Genomic DNA, 19,643 nt, shown 5'->3' with positions numbered 1-19,643 from the left:
GTCATCCCTGACCGATGAGTTCGAGCCACCCGTCCTCGTCGAGTGTCATGACGCCCAACTCTGCCGCCTTTGCGGCCTTCGACCCCGCGCCCGGGCCCGCGACAAGAATATCGGTCTTGCGAGAGACAGATCCCGACACTTTCGCGCCCAGGCTTTCGGCGCGGGCCTTGGCCTCTGCCCGCGTCATCTTTTCCAGGGAGCCGGTGAAAACCACGGTCTTTCCCGCAACCACACTGTCATTCGCCGGAGCCTCGGGCGCGGTGATGTCCAGATGCGCCACCAGACGGGAAAACGCGGCACGTTCCTCGGTATTGGCAAAGGCGTCGGACAGCGACAAGGCGACGGTCGGGCCAAGGCCATCGACACTGATCAGATCATCCCAGGCGGCCTGCGCCTCCGGCGCGACTGCGCAGTCTGCGATCACGGCCTTGCGGACCTCGGAGATCCGGGCGCGGCGTACGTCTCGTGTCGCATCCTGACGTTCCTGAAGCTCCGCATCATCTGCCGCGCGATGGGCAATCGCCGCGGGACGCGCCAGGTCGAGGGCCTCGACAAGCGCGGTCCAGGACCGAAAATGCAGCGCCACATCCCGTGCCGCAACCTCTCCCACGTGCCGAATGCCGAGGCTGAAAATCAGTCGGGCAAATGCGATCCTGCGCTTGCTGTCGATGGCGGAAAACAGCGCCGCTGCTGATTTGTCCCCCCACCCTTCACGGTTTTTCAGTTGTTGAATGCCACTGCCATATTTGGCCTCTAATTCAAAGATATCAGCCGGTTCCTTCACCCAGCCATCCGCATGGAATTGCGCCACCTGCTTGGCCCCGAGCCCCTCAATATCAAATGCGGCCCGCGACACGAAGTGTTTGAGCTTCTCGACCGCCTGAGCCGGGCAGATCAAACCGCCGCTACAGCGACGGACCGCATCGCCCTCTTCGCGCACGGCCGGGCTGCCGCAGCGCGGGCAGGTATTTGGAAAGTCATAGGGAACAGACCCATCCGAGCGTCGCGTCAGATCCACATCCGCGATCTTTGGAATGACATCGCCGGCCCGGTAAATCTGCACCCAGTCCCCGACCCGAATGTCCTTGCCCTCCCGGATCTCCGCGCCTTTGGAATCAAGCCCCCGAATGTAGTCTTCGTTGTGCAACGTGGCGTTGGACACCACCACACCGCCAACCGTAACCGGGTGTAATCGCGCCACGGGACTAAGCGCCCCGGTGCGTCCGACCTGAATGTCGATGCCATCCAGCCGCGTCCACGCCAACTCTGCCGGGAATTTATGGGCGATGGCCCAACGCGGCGTGGTGGAGCGAAAACCAAGCCGCTCCTGCAAGGCCAGGTCGTCCACCTTGTAGACGACACCGTCAATGTCATATCCCAGCTCGGCGCGCTGCGCTTCGATGGTGTGATAATGGGTCAGGATCTCTGAAATGGTTTCGCACTGGCGGGTGAGCGGATTGGTCTGAAAGCCAAGGACAGCCAGCCGCTGGATGGCCCCAATTTGTGTTTCTGCAAGCGGAGCGGAAAGCTCTCCCCAGCTATAGGCGAAAAATCGCAAAGGTCGCGCCCGTGTAATGTCAGCATCCAACTGCCGCAGAGACCCCGCCGCGGCATTGCGCGGGTTGGCAAAAATCTTGCCGCCTGTGTCCGACTGCCTGGCATTCAGCGCCTCGAAATCCGCATGGCTCATGTAGACTTCGCCGCGAACCTCAAGCACGTCAGGCGCACCGGGAATCTCCTGCGGAATATCGGCAATTGTGCGGGCGTTTTCGGTGACGTTTTCGCCCACCGCGCCGTCGCCCCGTGTCGCCGCCTGAACAAGTTTGCCCTGTTCATAGCGCAAGGACAGTGAGAGCCCGTCGATCTTTGGCTCTGCGGTAAAGGCCAGCGGCGCGTCCGGGCTGAGCCCAAGATACCGGCGCAAACCAGCAGCGAAATCCTCAACATCCTGATCTTCAAAAGCATTTCCAAGTGACATCATGCGCACAGAGTGCGCCACTTTGCCAAAGCCAGACGCGGCAGGCGCCCCGATGGCCGTCACCCGACGCCCCTGCGCTGCCAGTTCCGGGAATGCCTCTGCCAATGCGAGATATCGGCGTTTCAGTTTATCATAGGCCCCATCGGACAGGGACGGGGCATCATTCTGGTGATAAGCGACATCGGCCGCTTCGATCTGGGTTTCCAAAGATTGAAACTCAGCTTCTGCATCGGCTGCGTCCATCAGCCGGGGATCCTGTTCTGTCATCCTGACTCTGCCCCTTCGGGTAAACAACTCGCCTAGGTGATAGTCCCCGATCCCAATGAGGTCCAGCCTCCTCGCGCCAAACGAAAAACCCCGCCGGACACCAGGGTCAGGCGGGGTTGAAATGCGTTTTTGTTTTCAGATCGTTAGCGGATCTCAGGCACCGACAGCCATGCGCGGACCACCGGTGGAGAGGTCTTCTTGCGGATCCCGCAGCACATAGCCACGGCCCCAGACGGTTTCGATATAGTTTTCGCCGTCCGTTGCGGTGCTGAGCTTTTTGCGCAGCTTGCAGATGAACACGTCGATGATTTTCAGTTCCGGCTCGTCCATGCCGCCATAGAGGTGGTTCAGGAACATCTCCTTGGTCAAGGTCGTGCCCTTGCGCAGCGACAGGAGTTCCAGCATCTGGTACTCCTTGCCGGTCAGATGCACGGATTTCCCTTCGACATCGACGGTCTTGGCGTCGAGGTTGACCGAAATCTTGCCGGTTTTGATGATGGACTGAGAATGCCCCTTGGACCGGCGAATGATCGCGTGAATGCGCGCAACCAATTCTTCGCGGTGGAAGGGTTTCGTCAGATAGTCATCAGCACCAAAGCCGAAGCCCTTGATTTTATTCTCCGTATCGTCAGCACCGGACAGGATCAAAATCGGAGTCTCGATACGAGACAAGCGCAACTGACGCAGAACCTCATGTCCGTTCATATCCGGCAGACCCAGATCCAGAAGGATCAGATCGTAGTCGTATAGCTTCGCCAGATCGATCCCTTCTTCGCCAAGATCGGTGGTGTAAACATTCAAGTTCGCATGAGTAAGCATCAGCTCGATGCTTTTCGCTGTCGTGGGATCATCCTCGACGAGTAGAATGCGCATATTTGGTCTCCGCCTGTACTCTGTTTTCCTCAGGTTGCGTTAACCTTGCTGGGAAAAGGTTAATGTCCCGTTACCATGTTGGTTAATTTTGAGGAATCAAACAAGTTAACTCGACCGTTTTTACCTTAAGGCTTACGATATTCCTTCAGGCGGGTGGTTTTCAGCGCCTCCTCCCCGAAATCCGCAACGGCGGCGATCCAGCTGCGAAACTCTTCTTCGCTCAAATTATACAGGCGCAGGGCCTCGCTTTGGGGAATCAATCCGTATAAAACGCCACGCACAACCGCGGCCTTTCGAGAGGCAACCCAGCGTTTTGTCGTCTGCGGCGGTAGATCCGCACGTGTCATGACCGTGCCATCGGGTAATGTGACCGCACGCGGACCATCAACTTTCTTCAAAAACATCGCTATGCCCTTACTAGGATGCGTCTTCTTTATTGCTGGGTGCAGATTGGCTTGCAGGGCTTAACGCTAAGTGAAATGCACCCCTTGAGAATATGTTGCATTTTCTTATATTCTTCGATGCTTTCCCGATCCCCACCCAGACCGTTAAGGAGTACACCATGGCACTGGACAATGAGGCCCCAGTGAATTCGCTTGGTTTTGCAAAACCGCCCTCCGAGACGCGTGTCGTCGTTGCCATGTCTGGTGGCGTCGATAGCTCTGTTGTGGCAGCATATCTGGCGGATCAGGGCTATGATGTCGTGGGCGTAACGCTGCAACTTTATGACCACGGGGCGGCGCTGGCCAAGAAGGGCGCCTGCTGTGCGGGCCTTGATATTCATGACGCCCGCCGCGTGGCAGAGGAACGCGGCTTTCCACATTACGTCCTGGATTATGAGAACATTTTTAAGGATGCCGTGATTGACGAGTTTGCCGACAGCTACCTTGCCGGCGCGACGCCTGTGCCCTGCATCCGCTGCAACGAGCGGGTAAAGTTCAAGGATCTGCTGGAAACCGCCAAGGATCTGGAGGCCGACTGCATGGCCACCGGGCATTATATCCAGCGCAAGATGGGTCCCAACGGGCCAGAACTGCACAGTGCCGCCGATTCGAACCGCGATCAGAGCTATTTTCTGTTCTCAACAACGCCGGAGCAGCTGGATTTCTTGCGCTTCCCGCTGGGACACCTGCCCTCCAAGGATGCGACCCGCGAAATGGCGGCGCAATATGGTCTGGCCGTGGCCGACAAACCGGACAGTCAGGACATCTGTTTTGTGCCCAACGGCAACTACGCGGCCGTGATCGAAAAGCTGCGCCCCGGCGCGGCGGAACCCGGTCAGATCGTGCATGTGGACGGGCGGGTCCTTGGCGACCACAACGGCGTGATCCATTATACCATCGGTCAACGGCGTGGCCTGGGCATCGGGGGGCTGAGTGATCCGCTCTATGTGGTCAAGCTGGACGTCGACAGCAAACAAGTGGTGGTCGGCCCGAAAGAGATGCTGGCCACACGGACCGTTCCGGTGCGCGAGATCAACTGGCTGGGCGATGTGCCCTTTTCCAGCCGCAAGGAATGGCACCTGAGCATCAAGGTCCGTTCGACCCGGCCGCCGCGGGATGCCATCGTCCGACCGATCTCTGAAACCGAGGCCGAAGTCGAGCTGATGACCCCGGAAGAGGGGATCTCTCCCGGTCAGGCCTGTGTGTTTTACGACCCGGACAGCAGCCGCATCTACGGTGGCGGTTGGATTTGGCGCGGTGCCTGAGGCCAAGCCATGGCGCGGCGCACCGCCCTGCTGTGTCGCGCTCGGCTCAGCGGGCAAAAACAGGTCTGCGGCGGCCGAGTGAAAAATTTGACCGCAGCATATAATGTGATTGCCTCCATCTGACGCCCTTGTCGCCCCCGATGGTGCGGCAGGGGCGTTTTTCAGTCAGGAAGGCGGTCCAACACGGCCTGTGCGGCGCGCAGGCCCGGTGGTGGACCATCCTCGCCGACCCGCTCCATTGTCAGGCGCATGGCCTGATGCTGTGCGTCAGGCGCGGCCAAGACACCAGAGAGGGCCGCCGCTATGGCCGCGGCCGTGCAGCGCGGCCCAAGGCATTCCGGCACGGTGCGGGTATCGCTGACCAGATTGACCAAGGTCACGGTATCAATCAGCGCCATGCGGGTCATGATCTGCCATGTGAGCCAGTTGAACCGATAGGCAATCACCATCGGCGTGCGCGCCGCCGCCAGTTCGAGGGAGACCGTGCCCGAGGCGGCCAGGGCCAGCTCTGCTGTGGCAAAGGCCGCGCGTTTCTGGGCGGCAAAGACGTCAGGCACCTGCCCGGCGGGATCGAGGATCACGCAGCCCTGCGGCCAATCCACCAGTTTTTCACGCACCAGCTGCGCCACATTGCCAGCGGCCGGGACGACAATGCGATGGGTCGGATGGGATCTGTGAAACTGCCGCAGGGCCGCGCCAAAGACATCCGCAAGCTTGTGAACTTCTGACCTCCGTGATCCGGGCAAGGCAAGCACCACGGGGTCGGTCCCCAGGTCATGCAACTGACGAAAGGCGGCGATGTCAGCCTCCGTCGCCTTCGGCTCTGACACAACAGGGTGGCCGACAAAGTCGCACGCCATCCCGGCTGCCTGCATATAGGGGGGTTCAAAGGGCAACAGAGCCAGCACATGATCGATGACCCGCGCCATTTTTTGCGCCCGACCGGGGCGCCAGGCCCAGACAGAGGGTGCAACATAATGAACGGTGCGAATATCGCTTTCCGCTTTCACCAAACCAGCAACGCGCAGGGAAAAATCCGGGCTGTCGATGGTGATCACCACATCCGGTTGCATCTTCAAAACCGCATCGGCGGTCTCCCGGATCCGCCGTTTGAGAGCGCGATACTTCGGCAGGATCTCTGCGATCCCCATCACCGAAAGCTCCTCCATCGGGAATTGCGACGCGAGACCTTCTGCCTGCATCCGCTCGCCGCCGATGCCCTCGAAGGTGACACCGGGCGACAGGGTTTTCAGCCCCGCCATCAGCGCCGCGCCAAGCCGGTCGCCCGAGGGCTCTCCGGCGAGAATGAAAACCCGCAGGCCCATCAGCCTAGCCCTGACGCAGCCAGAGGAACATGCCGCGACGATTACATCCGGCGATGACCTTTTCCCAGTCCAGCACGATCACGCCCCGCGCCTCCAGCACGATGCCGCTCAGGCCCGCCATGGCGGCACCTTCGACGGTTGCCGGGCCGATTGTGGGCAGATCCGCACGCCGGTCCTGACCTGATTTCGGCGCTTTGAACAGCACACCGCCCTGTTCGTCCGGGCGCGCGGCCAGACTCGCCAGCATCCAGTCGGTGCCAAACAGCGTCTCGATCGCGATGGCTTGCCCGGCGCGCACGACGCAGGCCTGACCGACGTCAGCAGCACTCATGGCGACGGCAATCTGCGATGCGCGGGTCGCATCCGATTTGTCGATCTCGCCCGGCTTGACCTGGGTGGGAATGCCTTCGTCCATCAACAGATCCGGCGCGATTTCATGCGCGGCCCGGACGATAAATCCGGATTGCTCCAGGATCGTGATGACCGCCCGCAAGGCCCCATCATCACCGGAGGCGATTGCGCCCTGCAAAACCGGCACCAAAGGCAGCGTCGCGGCGTCAATCGCGGTGGGGTCGATCTGGGGGCGGGTGACCGCGCCGGCCATACAGACCTCTGTCACCTGCGCCGCCTTCAGCCGCTCCAGAAAAGAACCGAACTGTTCCAGCCGAAACGTAATCTCAGCCTCGACCATATCGGGTTCCGATCCGGCCATCGCGCAGATCAGGGGACGGTCGGGCAAACGCGCCAAAAGTTCGGCCGGCAGGGCACCGCGCCCGGCAATCAATGCTATCATGGTTTCAGATCTCTCTCAGCCGCCGGGGGTCAGGAAATGCCGGTCGCTTTCACCTGTAATGAAGGCCACGATTTCCTGCACGTATTCGCTTTCGCTTTCCTCGCCCAGACGGCGGGCCCGTTCTGAAAACGTCCCCTCCCCCTGTGCCAGCATCTGAAACGCCGCCCGCAGCGCGGTGATGTCGCCCCGCTTCACGCCGCGCCGTTTCAACCCAACAAGGTTGAGCCCATCCAGTTCACCACGTGACGCCTGCACAAGCCCATAGGGAATGACATCGTTCGTGACCATGGTGACGGCCCCGATGATGGCACCGCGCCCGATCCGCACCCATTGGTGAATGCCGGAAAGCCCGCCAATGATCACATCGTCTTCCAGCACACAATGGCCGGCAACCGCGGCGGAATTCACGACAATCACACGATCCCCGACCTGTGCATCATGGGCGATATGACAGCCGGCCATGAACAGGCCGTCATCCCCGATCCGGGTCACACCGCCGCCTCCTTCGGTGCCGGCGTTGATGGTCACATGTTCGCGGATCCGGTTCCGCTGGCCGATGACCGTCCGGCATTTCTCACCCTTGAACTTCAGATCCTGAGGGATCTCGCCCAGCACGGCAAAAGAGAACACGACGGTATCCGCGCCGATCTCCGTATCACCGGTGACAACGACATGAGATTTCAGAACCACGCGGTCCCCAAGAGCCACCTCAGCGCCCACGATGCAAAAGGGTCCGATTTCACAGCCTTCGCCGATCCGGGCGCCATCCTCGATAATCGCGCTGGGGTGAATAGTGCTCATCAGCCGTCCTTTCCGTCCCGGTCGATCATCGCGGTAAACTCTGCCTCTGCGGCGAGTTCTCCGTCGACGGTGGCACGCCCCGAGAATTTAAAGATCTTGCCGCCCGGTTTGCCGCGCAGCGTTTCCACATGCATTTCCAGCACGTCTCCGGGAACAACCTTGCGGCGGAATTTGCATTTGTCGATGTTCATGAAATAGATCAGCATATCGGTGCCGACCAGATCCATCCCGACCCCCAGCATCACCCCAGAGGTCTGCGCCATCGCTTCGATGATGGTCACGCCGGGCATGATCGGCGCACCGGGAAAATGCCCCTGGAAATGCGGTTCGTTCATCGTGACGTTCTTGATGCCACGCGCAGATTGAAAGCCGTCGATGTCCACCACTTTATCCACCAGCAGGAACGGATAACGGTGAGGCAGGATTTTCTGGATCAAGCCGATGTCGGCGCTTTTCAAGTCTGGATTGGCGTCAGCTGTCATGGTCATATTCCAATGGTTTCAAGTAGATGATGGTCCTAACAAGTCCCGGCAGCGCGGGCAAGTTCAGGGCAGATCAGCCTCTTGCCCGTCGCTGTCATTGCCCTCACCCAGGATGGCATCCACACGGGAAATGGCAAGATCTGTTACGTCGATGGCTTCTGCACTCAAAAGGACCGTAGATTGCTCGAGGATCACAGCAGCCCCGGTTTCCGACATGATCTGTTCCAGGATCGGGATCGACGTTTCGCGAAAGGCCCGCCGCGCGTCGTCCCGTGCGGTGGTGATTTCCAGGAACTTGGCCTCTTGGGTGCGTCGCGTTTCCTGGACTTTCTGGTCAAAGGCAGTGGCCAGCGCCCGAAAGGCATCCGCCTCCATCGTCGCCCGGCGCTCTGCCAGATCCAGCTCCTCGGCCCGCAGCTCTGATTCGATGCGCCGGTTTTCGGCCATCAGAACCGCGCTGCGCCCCTCCATTTCCCGTGCGATGCGCTTGCCATAAGCGCTTTCGCTGAACAGGCGGTCGAAATGAATGGTCAGCAGCGGACTGTTTGGCAGGCCAAGGTTGTTCAATGGTGCGAACTGCCCGGTGCCAGCGCCGGGGGCAAAGGGTTGCGCATGCCCCGTCCCAAAGAGCAGCCAGACCAGAAGCCCCGCTACGCCAAAGTATCGCCCTGTTGCGCGCAACAGCAAAGGGTCAGAACCGCGCCTGAATCGTCAGGTCGAAATTCCGTTCTTTGTCAAAGTCTTCTTTGACAACGGCCTTGGAGAAGTTGAACCGCAACGGGCCGAGCCCTGTGGTCCACAACAGCGAAAAGCCAACCACATGCCGGAAGGAGCCATTGCGCCCGACCACATCTCCGCCCGCCACAGCGGCGTTGGTGTCTTCCAGCCCCCAGAGGTTGCCGACGTCATAGAAAACCCCGCCACGCAACCCGATCTCTTCGGGCAAGCCGAGCGGGAATTCCGCATCAAATCGCGCCACAGCATAAAGGTTGCCGCCAAGCGCATCATCATAGGTCCCGCCGTTGCCCGTCGGTGACTGGTCCCGTGGGCCGATACCGCCAGGCTCAAAGCCGCGCAAGATGTCCGAAGACAACAGGAAACGGTCGATGGTACGGCTGTTGTTGTCGCCAAGCCAGCCGAGATACCCGGCTTCAAAGGTCGCTCGCAGCGTGATTTCTTCGTTGAAAACCAGCTTTTGCGCCACCAGTTTGTTGGTTGCGCGCAGGTATTCGTTGTCCCCGCCAATGCCAGCGTAGTCAAATCCGCTCTGGATCAGGAACCCAGCGGTTGGGTTCAGCCCCGTGCGGCGGCTGTCATAAGTAAATGTCGCCCCAACCGAGCTAGTCACCCGCTCACCCTCGGCGATTTCACTGCGAAAGACCGGACCGGCAACCGGGTTTCCATTGGAATCGTTGCCGCGCGAAATCATCTCGTCCTGGTCCCAGGCGTACCGCACTTGCAGCGTTGTCGTATCGCTCGCATTGAAGGTAAGCGACGGGCGGAAAATCAGCGCCGATGTATCATATTCGGCAAAGCTCGATTCGGATTCGCTCAGCCCAAGATCAATGGCGAATTGCAGATCGCGCCCCAACAGCTTTGGCTCAACAAAACGCAGATTGTAGGCTTCGTTTTCTTCTGTGGTGGAAATGTTGAACGACAGTTGTTGCCCGCGGCCCAGAAAGTTGTCTTCGCTGATGCCGATGGCGACACCGATCCCGTCATCCACGGAATAGGACCCGCCGAGGGTAAAGGAGCCGGTCGGTTGCTCGACCACATCCACGTCCACGATCACTTCGCTGGGCGAGCCGCCTTCGCGCACGTCGACCTCAGCGTCAGAGAAGAACCCCAGCGCCCGAATGCGCTCGGCCGAGTTTCGGATCTCGCGCTGGTTCAGCGGATCCCCCTCGACCAGGGTGAACTGTTGCCGGATCACACGATCCAGGGTCGTGGTATTTCCTTCGATATCAATCCGCTCGACGAAAATACGCGGGCCCCGCACCATGGCGAATTCGATATCCAGCGTCAGATCCCGGTCGTTGCGCGTCACCCGAGGTTCGACCCGCAGGAAATCGATCCCCTGTTTGACGGCCAGCTGTTCCAGCGTGGTAATCGCGTTTTCAACCACAATCGGGGAATAGGTCACGCCGGGCTTCAGCCGCAAAAAGCTGCGATAAAAGTCCGGGTCGGCCTCTGCGAACTCGCTGGTGACGGTGATGTCACCAAAGCTGAACTTTTGACCCTCGGTGACATCCACCACCATGAACACCGCATCGCGTTCCTTGGTGACTTCGGCATTGACGCTGTTGATCCGAAAATCGACATATCCGCGCGAGAGGTAAAAATCGTTCAGCACCTGGCGATCGAACTGAATGCGATCCTCGATCAACGTGTCCCGGTTGATAAGCGCGCGCAGGAAGGTGGCCTGTTTCGTCTCCAGCACCCGGCGCAACCGGCGGTCCGAAAAAGACCGGTTGCCAACGAATGACACCCGTTCGATCTCGACCGTGTCGCCTTCGGCAATTTCAAAAACCAGATCGACCCGGTTGTCGCTGCGGCGAATGATCCGTGGGGTCACGGTCGATGCCAGCCGGCCCTGAGATTTGTAGAGATCGGCGATTGCCGCCGCATCGCGCTCGGCCTGATCGGCACTGAATACGCGACGCGACGCGGATTCGATGATCTCGAACAGCGCATCATCTTTCAGACGGCGGTTGCCCTCGAAATTGATGCGGCTGATGGTGGGATGCTCAACCACCTTGATGACCAGGGTATTGCCGTTCGGAACCAGTTCAACGGATTCGAACAGACCGCTGTCAAACACACCGCGATAGGCATCGTTCAAGGCACCCGCACTGACCGTCTCGCCCCGCGCGAGGCCAGTATAAGCAACAATCGTGTTGCTCTGGATGCGTTGGTTGCCTTCGACACGCACGTTGGTGAAACGGAAATCCTGTGACAACGCCGCCATGGGCGCCAGACCGATACCGAGAGCTACGACCGCTAAAATTGCGGTGGAGCCCAAAAGCCCCTTTGCAGAAACAGACCGAATAGATTTCCGACGCGCGCCGCGGACATATGCCGCGTTTTTCCCCCAGACCATCAGTTTTAACCCAATTTTTTGTAACCGCTTAAAAAGTGCGTATCGGGTTTGACCTCTGTTGTCAAAAACAAGAAAGGCAGCGGATCTGTTCCCGCTGCCTTTTCTTTTTTGCCGGTCGCGCCAAATTCTTAGGGGCGCGTACCGAACCGATAGGTCACAGAACGGATGCGATCCATGCGCCACACAGCAGCGCCGCGCTGATCGCACCGAAAAACAGCGCCCGGTCCGTGTTCAACCGCATAAGCAGACCAAGCCCCATGTAGGACCGTTGCAGAGTTTGCATAACGTGCTCCCGAAATTCTTGTCATCCGGAAATCATGGCCGGAATCACTCACCCAAGACCGAGCGTAGCCCCGCTTTATGGCAAGATCTGGGCAGCAAAGCGGCGGGACGTCATGCCCGCCGACGTATTCCATTTGCCTCGATCCCGCCCCGTGGGGGCTTCAGCAGAACAGCAGATCATTGCTGATCGAGAACAGCATCAGGCTGAGGATCAGGCCCATGCCGATCATCATCAGAACCTGCATCGCACGTTCGTTCGGTGGCCGCCGGAACACTGCCTCATAGGCGAAAAAGACCAGATGCCCACCGTCCAAAACCGGCACCGGAAACAGGTTGAGCAAGCCGATGCCCGTCGACAACGCTGCGATCAGCCAGATGAAATCTATTGCGCCCTGACTTGCCATTGCACCGGATGTCTCGGCGATTGCGACCGGACCAGACAGGTTGCAGGTGCTGATTTCGCCAGTGATCATATGCTTCAGGCCTGACAGGGACCGCTCGATCATCAGCCAGACCTGCGCGGCGCCCTGCCCGATTGCGCTGAGAGGCGACACCGGCTCGCGGGCGGGATCAAAGGCCAGCGCACCGGCAATGCCAATTCGCCAGTTGTTCTCGAACCCACCATCTGCCGCCGGTTCGTCTGTCCGGCGCGGGCTCAGGGTCAGCTCGCGCGTCTTGCCCTCCCGCCAGACGGTCAGCGCCAGCGGCGCGCCATTGGCCTGTTCAACTTTGTCCTTGAGCTGCGCAAAGGCAAAAATCTCGTCCCCGTCGATATGCGTGATGACATCGCCGCTGCGCAGGCCCGCGTCCGAGGCCGCACTGCGCGGCGCGATTCCCGCCACGGCGCTGGGCATCAGCACCGGTCCCGCGACAATCCTCTCGCTGCCCCCCCGGTCGACGCGATACTCCAGCTGCCGCGCAATCGGCACCTCGGACACGAACCGGTCCCAGGCCTGCGGGTCAGAGAAATCCGGCGTCGCGATCCCTTCGACCCCAAGCACCACATCTCCCGCCCGCAGGGTATAGCCCTGCTCTGGCAGCGGTTTGATTTCGCCGACGGTCAAGGGTTCGCGCATCTGCCCCTGGCTGAAGTTGACACCGGCAAAGATCACGATGGCCAGAATGAAGTTAAAAATCGGCCCTGCCGCAACGGTGGCGGCGCGCGCCCAGAGCGGTGCGCCATGCATGGTTTTACGCAACATTTCAGGGTCTTGCCGCGCGGCTTCAATCTGGCTGACGTCCTTCCCGGAGGCGGCATCCGAATCGCCCAGGAATTTGACGAACCCGCCAAAGGGGATCGCCGCCACCTGCCAGCGGGTGCCCCGTTTGTCGACGCGGCTCAGCAGAACCGGGCCGAATCCCAACGAGAAGACCTCCGGGTGGATGCCGCTCCATCGTCCGACGATGTAATGGCCATATTCATGCACGGCCACGATGATCGACAGCAAAACAACAAAACTGCCGACCGTGTACAAGAACCCGCCCAGTTGCGAGATCACCATTGCTATGTCCAAAATCTTACCCTGCTTTCTGCACCACGCGACGATCCACGGCCCGGCGGGCGAGATCGTCAACTCGCGTGACGTTTTCGAGTGTTATTGCGTCATCAATAAGACCAGCTTCGGTCTCCAGTTGGTCAAGCACATGTTCGGTTATGGCAGCCATATCGAGAAAGCCAATGCGCCCCGCGATAAAGTGATCAAGCGCGCGTTCCTTGGCCCCGTTGAAGGCGGCCCCGCACAGGCCACCGCGCGCCATCACCTCATAGGCGAGGCGCAGCGCCGGGTAGCGGTCCGGGTCGGGCGCGCGAAACTCCAGCCCGCCATGGGCGGCCAGATCCAAGCGCGCCACCGGCAAATGTTTGCGGTCTGGCCAATGGAGCGCATAGCCGATGGCGTGCCGCATATCGGGCGCGCCAAGATGGCTCATCAGCGCGCCATCGCGAAATCCTACCAGCGCATGCACCAGCGATTGCGGATGCACCAGCACCTCGATCTGCTCGGGGAGGACGCCGAAAAACTCACGGGTTTCAATGACCTCCAGGGCCTTGTTGAACATCGAGGCACTATCGACCGTGATCCGCTGCCCCATGTCCCAATTGGGATGAGACGAGGCCTGCGCCAGGGTCGCGCTCTTCAGCCGCTCCAGCGGCCAGTCGCGAAACGCCCCCCCCGACGCGGTGATGATGATCCGCTCGACCTCCGCGATCCGCTCGCCAACAAGTGCTTGAAACACCGCGGAATGTTCACTGTCCACCGGCAGGATACGAGCCCCGTGCCGCGCAGCGGTTTGCATCAGCAATGACCCGGCACAGACCAGCGATTCCTTGTTGGCCAACGCCAGGGTGCTGCCTTGTTCCAGCGCCTTCAGTCCCGGCGCCAACCCAGCCGCGCCAACAATCGCCGACATGATCCAATCCGCAGGACGGCTTGCCGCCTCGACCAGCGCCGACGCGCCTGCGGCGGCCTCGATCCCGCTGCCCAGAAGCGCCTGCTTTAACTCGGGCAGGCGATCTTCATGCGCGGTCACGGCGATCTTGGCACCAAGATCGCGCGCATCCCGAGCGAGCTGCGCGATATTGTGACCACCGGTCAGGGCCACGATGTCATAGCCCTCCGGGTCGCGCCGGATCAGGTCGATGGTGTTCTGTCCAATAGAGCCGGTCGCCCCGAATATGGAAATTTTTCTCATCGCCATCCGTTTCTCACCTGTTCAGACCTGCGCGCCAAAAGCGGCTCAGCCCCAGGTTATCGCCACCACGAAACACAGGGCCCCGGCCCCCAGCATCCCGTCGAACCGGTCGAAAACGCCGCCATGTCCCGGGATCAGCTGACTGGAATCCTTGACCGCCAACCGGCGTTTCAGCGCGCTTTCGGCAATGTCGCCTGCCTGACTGGCCATCGACACAAACACCGAAATCCAGATGATATCCGCTGGCATGCCGAGCAGGAGCACAAAAACCAGCCCCATTGCCGCCGCCGCCGCCCAGCCCCCGGAGGTTCCCGACCAGGTTTTTTTCGGGCTGACGGCAGGCCACAACTTTGGTCCGCCAAAGTGTTTGCCGACAAAATACCCTGCAACATCCGTCGCAACGACAACAAAGATCAGCCAAAAGGTCCAGCCGACCCAATAGGCATCGCGCAGCCAGATCAGCCCGAACCCGGCAAAGAGCACCCAAGCCGCCACGACCAGGAACGCTTTGCGCGGGCCGTCCAGCAACCAGGCGCCAAACAACAGTGGCACCAGCAGCACCAGCGGCGCCAGCCACACCGACAGCAGGCTTGCGCCGAACACCGCAGCGGTCGCCACAATGCCGCCGGCAAGCGCGACGCGGGTTCTGTCAGCGCAGAACATCCGCAAGATTTCCCAGAAGACGGCGCCGACACAGATCGCCACAAAGCCCGCAAAAGCCGCGCCCCCGAAATGGATCGACGCGCCCCCCAGCCCGAGCAGCACCACGGCGGACAGGCTGCGCAGCCAAAGATCGGCCCAGCGGCCCGGCTTTGTCGGATCAGAAGAAGACGGACGCGGCGCGCTGGTCATTTGCGGACCGCGCCAAATCGACGATCGCGCCGACCATAGCTTTGACAAAGCGTGGCCAACTCCTCGGCGGTGAAATCCGGCCAGAGCGTGTCGATGAATTCATATTCCGCATAAGCGGACTGCCACAGCAGAAAATTCGAAATCCGCGCCTCGCCACTGGTGCGGATGACCAGATCGGGATCGGGCAGCACATGGGTGTCAAGATAGCGCGGCAGGGTTTCCTCGTCCACGTCCGCCGGATCCAGCGAGCCATTGGCAACGTCCTGCGCCAGCCGCTTGGTTGCACGGGCAACCTCGTCCCTTCCGCCATAGTTCAGCGCAATGGTCAGATGGGTGCCATCGTTGCAGGCGGTTTCGCGTTCCAGCGCGTCCATCAGGTTGATCAGCTTGGTATCCAGCCGCACCCGGTCACCGATAAAACGAACGCGCACGTTCTTGGCCGCCAGCGCTTTCATTTCCTTGGAAATATAGCGCCTGAACAGGCTCATCAACCCGGCGACCTCGACCTGGGTCCGTTTCCAATTCTCGGTCGAAAAGGCAAATATCGTCAGGTATTTGACGCCAAGCGCGGGGCAACATTCGACCACTTCACGCACCCGGCGCGCGCCCGCATGATGCCCAAACAGCCGTGGCCGACCCCGAGCCTGGGCCCAGCGACCGTTGCCATCCATGATGATCGCAACATGTCGTGGCCCCGCCCTGGGACCGGTCTCTGTGCCATCGGTGTCAAGGCTGGCCGTGGCTCCTGTGTCGGTCTCAGATGGCATGCGTTGCAATCAGACCTGCATGATTTCGGCTTGCTTGGTTTCAAGCGCGTCGTCGACCACCTTGATCATCTTGTCTGTCAGCTCCTGCACCTCGGTTTCCCAGAATTTCTGGTCATCCTCGGACATGCCATCGGATTTGGCTTTCTTGATCTGATCCATGCCGTCGCGCCGCACATTGCGGATCGACACGCGGGCGTGCTCGGCGTATTGGCCGGCCACTTTGGTCAGCTCGCGGCGGCGCTCTTCGTTCAGTTCGGGGATCGGCAGCATGATAATGGTGCCGTTCAGCTGAGGATTGATGCCAAGGCCGCTCTCGCGGATCGCCTTTTCAACCTTGCCAACCAGACCCTTGTCCCAAACGTTGATCGTGACCATCCGCGGTTCCGGGACGTTGACGGTCCCCACCTGGTTGATCGGCGTTTGCGAGCCATAGGCGTCCACCATCACCGGCTCCAGCATCGACGCTGAGGCGCGGCCGGTGCGCAGGCTGGCAAATTCGGTCTTGAGGTTTGTCATTGCGCCATCCATGCGGCGCTTCAGGTCGTCGGTGTCCAGTTCAAAATCGTCAGACATGCTGCTCTCTCCCCTTGGCTGAGGTCGTCTGTGACGGCTCATAAGCCATCATGGAGGTATTGTATAGCGATCTCAGTGGGTAAATGCCCGCGAAAGCGGCACCGCCCAACAGAAACCCACACCAGACCGGGGTCAGCGGCCTGGTGCAAAAGCTGGTGCAGAAGATCGGGACATCATCGCGCCCGAACGGAGAGGTTACATCACCTTGGTAAAGGTCCCCTCACCCGCCAGAACGCCCCGGAAACCACCGGGCTGATCGAGACCGAAGACAAAGAGCGGCAGATTGTTGTCCCGCGCCAGCGCGATGGCAGAGGCATCCATGACCTTCAACCGTTTGGCCAGCACATCATCGTAGCTGACGTTGTCATAGCGCACGGCATCGTCGTTGGTCTTCGGATCTTTGTCATAGACCCCGTCAACCCCGTTCTTGCCCATGAAGATCGCCTCGCAAGCCATTTCATTGGCACGCAAAGTCGCAGCAGTATCGGTGGTGAAATATGGGTTGCCCGTGCCGGCGGCAAAAATGCAGACACGTTTCTTTTCCAGGTGGCGCACCGCACGGCGGCGAATATAGGGTTCGGCAACCTCATCCATCCGAATGGCCGAGATGACCCGGGTGAAGACCCCAAGATCCTCAAGCGCCGATTGCATGGCCAGCGCGTTCATCACCGTTGCCAGCATCCCCATGTAGTCTGCCGTGGTGCGTTCCATACCCTGTGCCGAGCCGGACAGCCCGCGAAAGATGTTGCCGCCCCCGATCACCATGCAGATTTCCACATCGAGATCGTGCACCGCCTTCACCTCTTCGGCGATTCTGCGCACGGTTGGCGGATGCAGACCAAAGCCCTGCGTGCCCATCAGAGCCTCGCCGGAAATCTTCAACATCACACGATTATAGGACGCGGACGTCGAGGCGTCCGGTTGATCACTTGTCTGGGGCATATTGTGCTCCGCACTATGTCGGGGTTAAATCTGTCGGCAAAATGGAGCAAAAGCCGCCCGGGATCAATCCAGCCATTCGGATTATTGCAAATCGGCTGCGACGGGTCGCGCAGCTTGCCCAATTACACAGCGGAAGACATTGATGAATCTGGAAAACATCCCATCAGACCAGCCGGTTCTGATTGCCGGGCCCACCGCCTCGGGCAAATCCGCGCTGGCGCTGAAAATCGCCCAGTCGGGCGGTGGTGTGATTATCAATGCCGATGCCAGTCAGGTCTACGACTGCTGGCGGGTGGTCACCGCCCGCCCCTCCGAAGCCGACGAATCCTGTGCGCCGCACGCGCTTTATGGTCATCACGCCTATGATGCGACCTATTCTGCGGGCCATTGGCTGCGCGAGGTGACGCCCTTGCTGGCCGGGCCGCAGCGGCCCATTATTGTTGGCGGCACCGGGCTGTATTTTCTTGCGCTGACCGAAGGCATGGCTGAAATTCCGCCAACCCCGCCCCAGGTGCGCGCCGAGGCCGACACCTTGACGCTGGACCAGCTTACACAGCTTTTGGATGCCAGGACCGCGGCCCGCATCGACATGCGCAATCGGGCCAGGGTCCAGCGCGCCTGGGAAGTCCTGCGCGCAACCGAGCGTCCTCTTGCCGATTGGCAGGACGAAACTCCAGCGCCGGTGCTGCCGCTCGACAAATGTAGCGCCCTTGCGGTTCTGCCGGACAAGAACAGCCTGGAGGCGCGCATCCGACAGCGGTTTTCCCGGATGATCGCCAGTGGCGCGCTGGACGAAGCCCGCGCGATGCGGTCACGCTACGACCCTGCTCTGCCCTCCTGCAAGGCGATCGGCGTGCCGGAACTCATGGGATTTCTGGACGGGCGCCTGACGCTGGACCAGGCACAGGAAGACGCCTCTGTCGCCACACGCCAATACGCCAAACGGCAACGCACCTGGTTGCGGTCCCGCATGGGGGATTGGACCAAAGTCGACCTCTCCCCCTAAAATCCTGCTGTTTTTTCACGGGTTCCGGGGCTTTTTTCACAGTTCTCGCGAAAATCCGGGCAAACAAATTGATCGAATCAAACCATCGCGCCAAGGTCCCGTCATCCAAGTATTTTGAGCACGGTCCAAATAACGATGCCCTTTGATCCCAAGTCCACCGGGCCGCTCGACGTTAGCCCTTTGCTTCGGTTGATGTCAGGAGGCGCGTGGCAGATAGAACTGGCGCATGAGCGCGATTGTCATCTGCTTATCTGGATCACACGCGGTCAGGGGCGGTTGCTGATGGATGGGCAATGTCGCGGATTTGGGCCTCATACGGCAATCTGCATCCCCGCCCGCACCCTGTTTGCGCTGGAACTTGGGCGGCAGAGCATCGGACAGGTGCTGCGGGTGGGCGAGGCTCTGCCCTGCAACCTGCCCGAAACGCCGATGCAGATCCGGGTCAGCGACATGCAGGAACAGGCCCGGCTCAACACCTTGTTTGATGCCATTCAGCGCGAACAGCAGATCAATGACGACCACGCCCTTCGCGCCGTTCTGAGCTATGCTGACCTGATGGGCATCCAGGTGCAACGCCTGTGGCAGCGGGCCAGCGAGAACCAAAAGATCTCTGCCGCACGACGCCTGTGCCGGGCCTATTGCGCGCGGCTCGCTCAGGATGCGGAAGGCGCCTACAACATGGCAGGCCATGCCTGCGAGCTTGGGGTGACGCCGACCCATCTGACGCGGGTCTGCAAGCAGGAAACCGGCAAGACAGCAGCGGCGCTTCTGACGGAACGGCACCTGCATTCCGCAAGGAGCCTTTTGATCCGCACCAGCCTGCCGATGCGCGACATCGCGCAGACGCTTGGCTTTGGCAGTGCCGCATATTTCACCCGTTTCATTACCCAGCACACCGGCGAGACTCCCAGCGCATTGCGCAAATCGGCACGCGGTGACGCAAAACCGCAGGTCCAGAACCGCTGATTTCGCAAACGGACCGCGAAAACTGTACAGAAGTGTCGTTTTCTCAATCGCGACAGCCTGGATGTCGTTTTTTTACTTCATGGTGTCGATACTGTGCATTGACCTGATGGCGGAACTATTGCCGTATGGGAAAGTCGAGATACCCTGTGACTAGTCAACTATCTCAACATGATACCAATAGCCCGCGGCGCGGGGTCTCGTATCCGAGGAGACCCGCACAACGACGGTCTGGAACCG

Annotated in this window: 19 protein-coding genes; 3 read left to right on the top strand and 16 right to left on the bottom strand. The window is 60.3% G+C overall.

What is annotated here, in order from left to right:
- Position 1: 1 nt before the first annotated feature.
- The 3 genes from ligA to sciP form a co-directional block, all read right to left on the bottom strand.
- Complete coding sequence (ligA, locus tag TRIHO_RS12400) at positions 2–2,245, bottom strand: NAD-dependent DNA ligase LigA (RefSeq protein WP_408646190.1); 2,244 nt, start codon at positions 2,243–2,245, stop codon at positions 2–4.
- A 153-nt stretch (positions 2,246–2,398) separates the two neighbouring features.
- Positions 2,399–3,118 (bottom strand): response regulator transcription factor CtrA, encoded by a 720-nt coding sequence (gene ctrA, locus TRIHO_RS12395; protein ID WP_068243959.1) that lies wholly within the window; start codon positions 3,116–3,118, stop codon positions 2,399–2,401.
- 125 nt (positions 3,119–3,243) lie between these two features.
- A complete protein-coding gene (gene sciP / locus TRIHO_RS12390) occupies positions 3,244–3,522 on the bottom strand; it encodes a CtrA inhibitor SciP (protein WP_068243956.1) in 279 nt (92 codons plus the stop codon).
- Positions 3,523–3,680: 158 nt separating this feature from the next.
- On the opposite strand from sciP, the gene mnmA reads away from it, so the two are divergent.
- Positions 3,681–4,826: a tRNA 2-thiouridine(34) synthase MnmA gene (gene mnmA / locus TRIHO_RS12385; protein WP_068244436.1), complete on the top strand. Its 1,146-nt coding sequence runs from the start codon at positions 3,681–3,683 to the stop codon at positions 4,824–4,826.
- A 161-nt stretch (positions 4,827–4,987) separates the two neighbouring features.
- Here the strand turns inward: mnmA and lpxB are convergent, their stop codons facing one another.
- The 13 genes from lpxB to pyrH form a co-directional block, all read right to left on the bottom strand.
- Positions 4,988–6,151, bottom strand: coding sequence for a lipid-A-disaccharide synthase (lpxB, locus tag TRIHO_RS12380; RefSeq protein WP_068243954.1), 1,164 nt, complete (start codon positions 6,149–6,151; stop codon positions 4,988–4,990).
- Positions 6,152–6,155: 4 nt separating this feature from the next.
- Positions 6,156–6,944: an LpxI family protein gene (locus TRIHO_RS12375; RefSeq protein WP_068243952.1), complete on the bottom strand. Its 789-nt coding sequence runs from the start codon at positions 6,942–6,944 to the stop codon at positions 6,156–6,158.
- Positions 6,945–6,959: 15 nt separating this feature from the next.
- Entirely contained in the window at positions 6,960–7,745 is a 786-nt protein-coding gene (lpxA, locus tag TRIHO_RS12370; RefSeq protein WP_068243948.1) for an acyl-ACP--UDP-N-acetylglucosamine O-acyltransferase, read from the bottom strand.
- The gene (fabZ, locus tag TRIHO_RS12365; protein WP_068244433.1) at positions 7,745–8,227 is read right to left on the bottom strand and encodes a 3-hydroxyacyl-ACP dehydratase FabZ; all 483 of its coding nucleotides are present in this window, start codon (positions 8,225–8,227) and stop codon (positions 7,745–7,747) included. Before fabZ ends, lpxA begins: the two co-directional genes overlap by 1 nt.
- 63 nt (positions 8,228–8,290) lie before the next feature.
- The gene (locus TRIHO_RS12360; protein ID WP_068244429.1) at positions 8,291–8,869 is read right to left on the bottom strand and encodes an OmpH family outer membrane protein; all 579 of its coding nucleotides are present in this window, start codon (positions 8,867–8,869) and stop codon (positions 8,291–8,293) included.
- A 49-nt stretch (positions 8,870–8,918) separates the two neighbouring features.
- Complete coding sequence (gene bamA / locus TRIHO_RS12355; RefSeq protein ID WP_068243945.1) at positions 8,919–11,327, bottom strand: outer membrane protein assembly factor BamA; 2,409 nt, start codon at positions 11,325–11,327, stop codon at positions 8,919–8,921.
- Between the two features lie 154 nt (positions 11,328–11,481).
- Positions 11,482–11,610, bottom strand: coding sequence for a hypothetical protein (locus tag TRIHO_RS24305; protein WP_269745356.1), 129 nt, complete (start codon positions 11,608–11,610; stop codon positions 11,482–11,484).
- Positions 11,611–11,770: 160 nt separating this feature from the next.
- Positions 11,771–13,111 (bottom strand): RIP metalloprotease RseP, encoded by a 1,341-nt coding sequence (gene rseP / locus TRIHO_RS12350; protein ID WP_408646189.1) that lies wholly within the window; start codon positions 13,109–13,111, stop codon positions 11,771–11,773.
- 16 nt (positions 13,112–13,127) lie between these two features.
- Positions 13,128–14,300: a 1-deoxy-D-xylulose-5-phosphate reductoisomerase gene (gene dxr / locus TRIHO_RS12345; protein WP_068244426.1), complete on the bottom strand. Its 1,173-nt coding sequence runs from the start codon at positions 14,298–14,300 to the stop codon at positions 13,128–13,130.
- A gap of 45 nt (positions 14,301–14,345) precedes the next feature.
- Positions 14,346–15,152 (bottom strand): phosphatidate cytidylyltransferase, encoded by an 807-nt coding sequence (locus TRIHO_RS12340; protein ID WP_068243940.1) that lies wholly within the window; start codon positions 15,150–15,152, stop codon positions 14,346–14,348.
- Positions 15,149–15,919, bottom strand: a complete 771-nt coding sequence (locus TRIHO_RS12335; RefSeq protein WP_068244423.1) for an isoprenyl transferase — start codon at positions 15,917–15,919, stop codon at positions 15,149–15,151. The genes TRIHO_RS12340 and TRIHO_RS12335 overlap by 4 nt, the downstream gene beginning before the upstream one ends.
- Positions 15,920–15,928: 9 nt before the next feature.
- Positions 15,929–16,492 (bottom strand): ribosome recycling factor, encoded by a 564-nt coding sequence (frr, locus tag TRIHO_RS12330; protein ID WP_068243937.1) that lies wholly within the window; start codon positions 16,490–16,492, stop codon positions 15,929–15,931.
- Positions 16,493–16,687: 195 nt separating this feature from the next.
- Entirely contained in the window at positions 16,688–17,434 is a 747-nt protein-coding gene (gene pyrH / locus TRIHO_RS12325) for a UMP kinase (RefSeq protein ID WP_068243934.1), read from the bottom strand.
- Positions 17,435–17,576: 142 nt separating this feature from the next.
- Here pyrH and miaA point away from each other — a divergent pair, with 142 nt between their 5' ends.
- Positions 17,577–18,440, top strand: coding sequence for a tRNA (adenosine(37)-N6)-dimethylallyltransferase MiaA (gene miaA, locus TRIHO_RS12320; RefSeq protein ID WP_068243933.1), 864 nt, complete (start codon positions 17,577–17,579; stop codon positions 18,438–18,440).
- Between the two features lie 135 nt (positions 18,441–18,575).
- Complete coding sequence (locus TRIHO_RS12315; RefSeq protein ID WP_068243931.1) at positions 18,576–19,406, top strand: helix-turn-helix transcriptional regulator; 831 nt, start codon at positions 18,576–18,578, stop codon at positions 19,404–19,406.
- Positions 19,407–19,643 lie beyond the last annotated feature (237 nt).

Origin of the sequence: Tritonibacter horizontis (assembly GCF_001518015.1) — a bacterium.
GTDB lineage: Bacteria > Pseudomonadota > Alphaproteobacteria > Rhodobacterales > Rhodobacteraceae > Epibacterium > Epibacterium horizontis.
The sequence above is the reverse complement of the archived record's forward strand: the minus strand, read 5'-3'. Positions and strand labels throughout refer to the sequence as shown.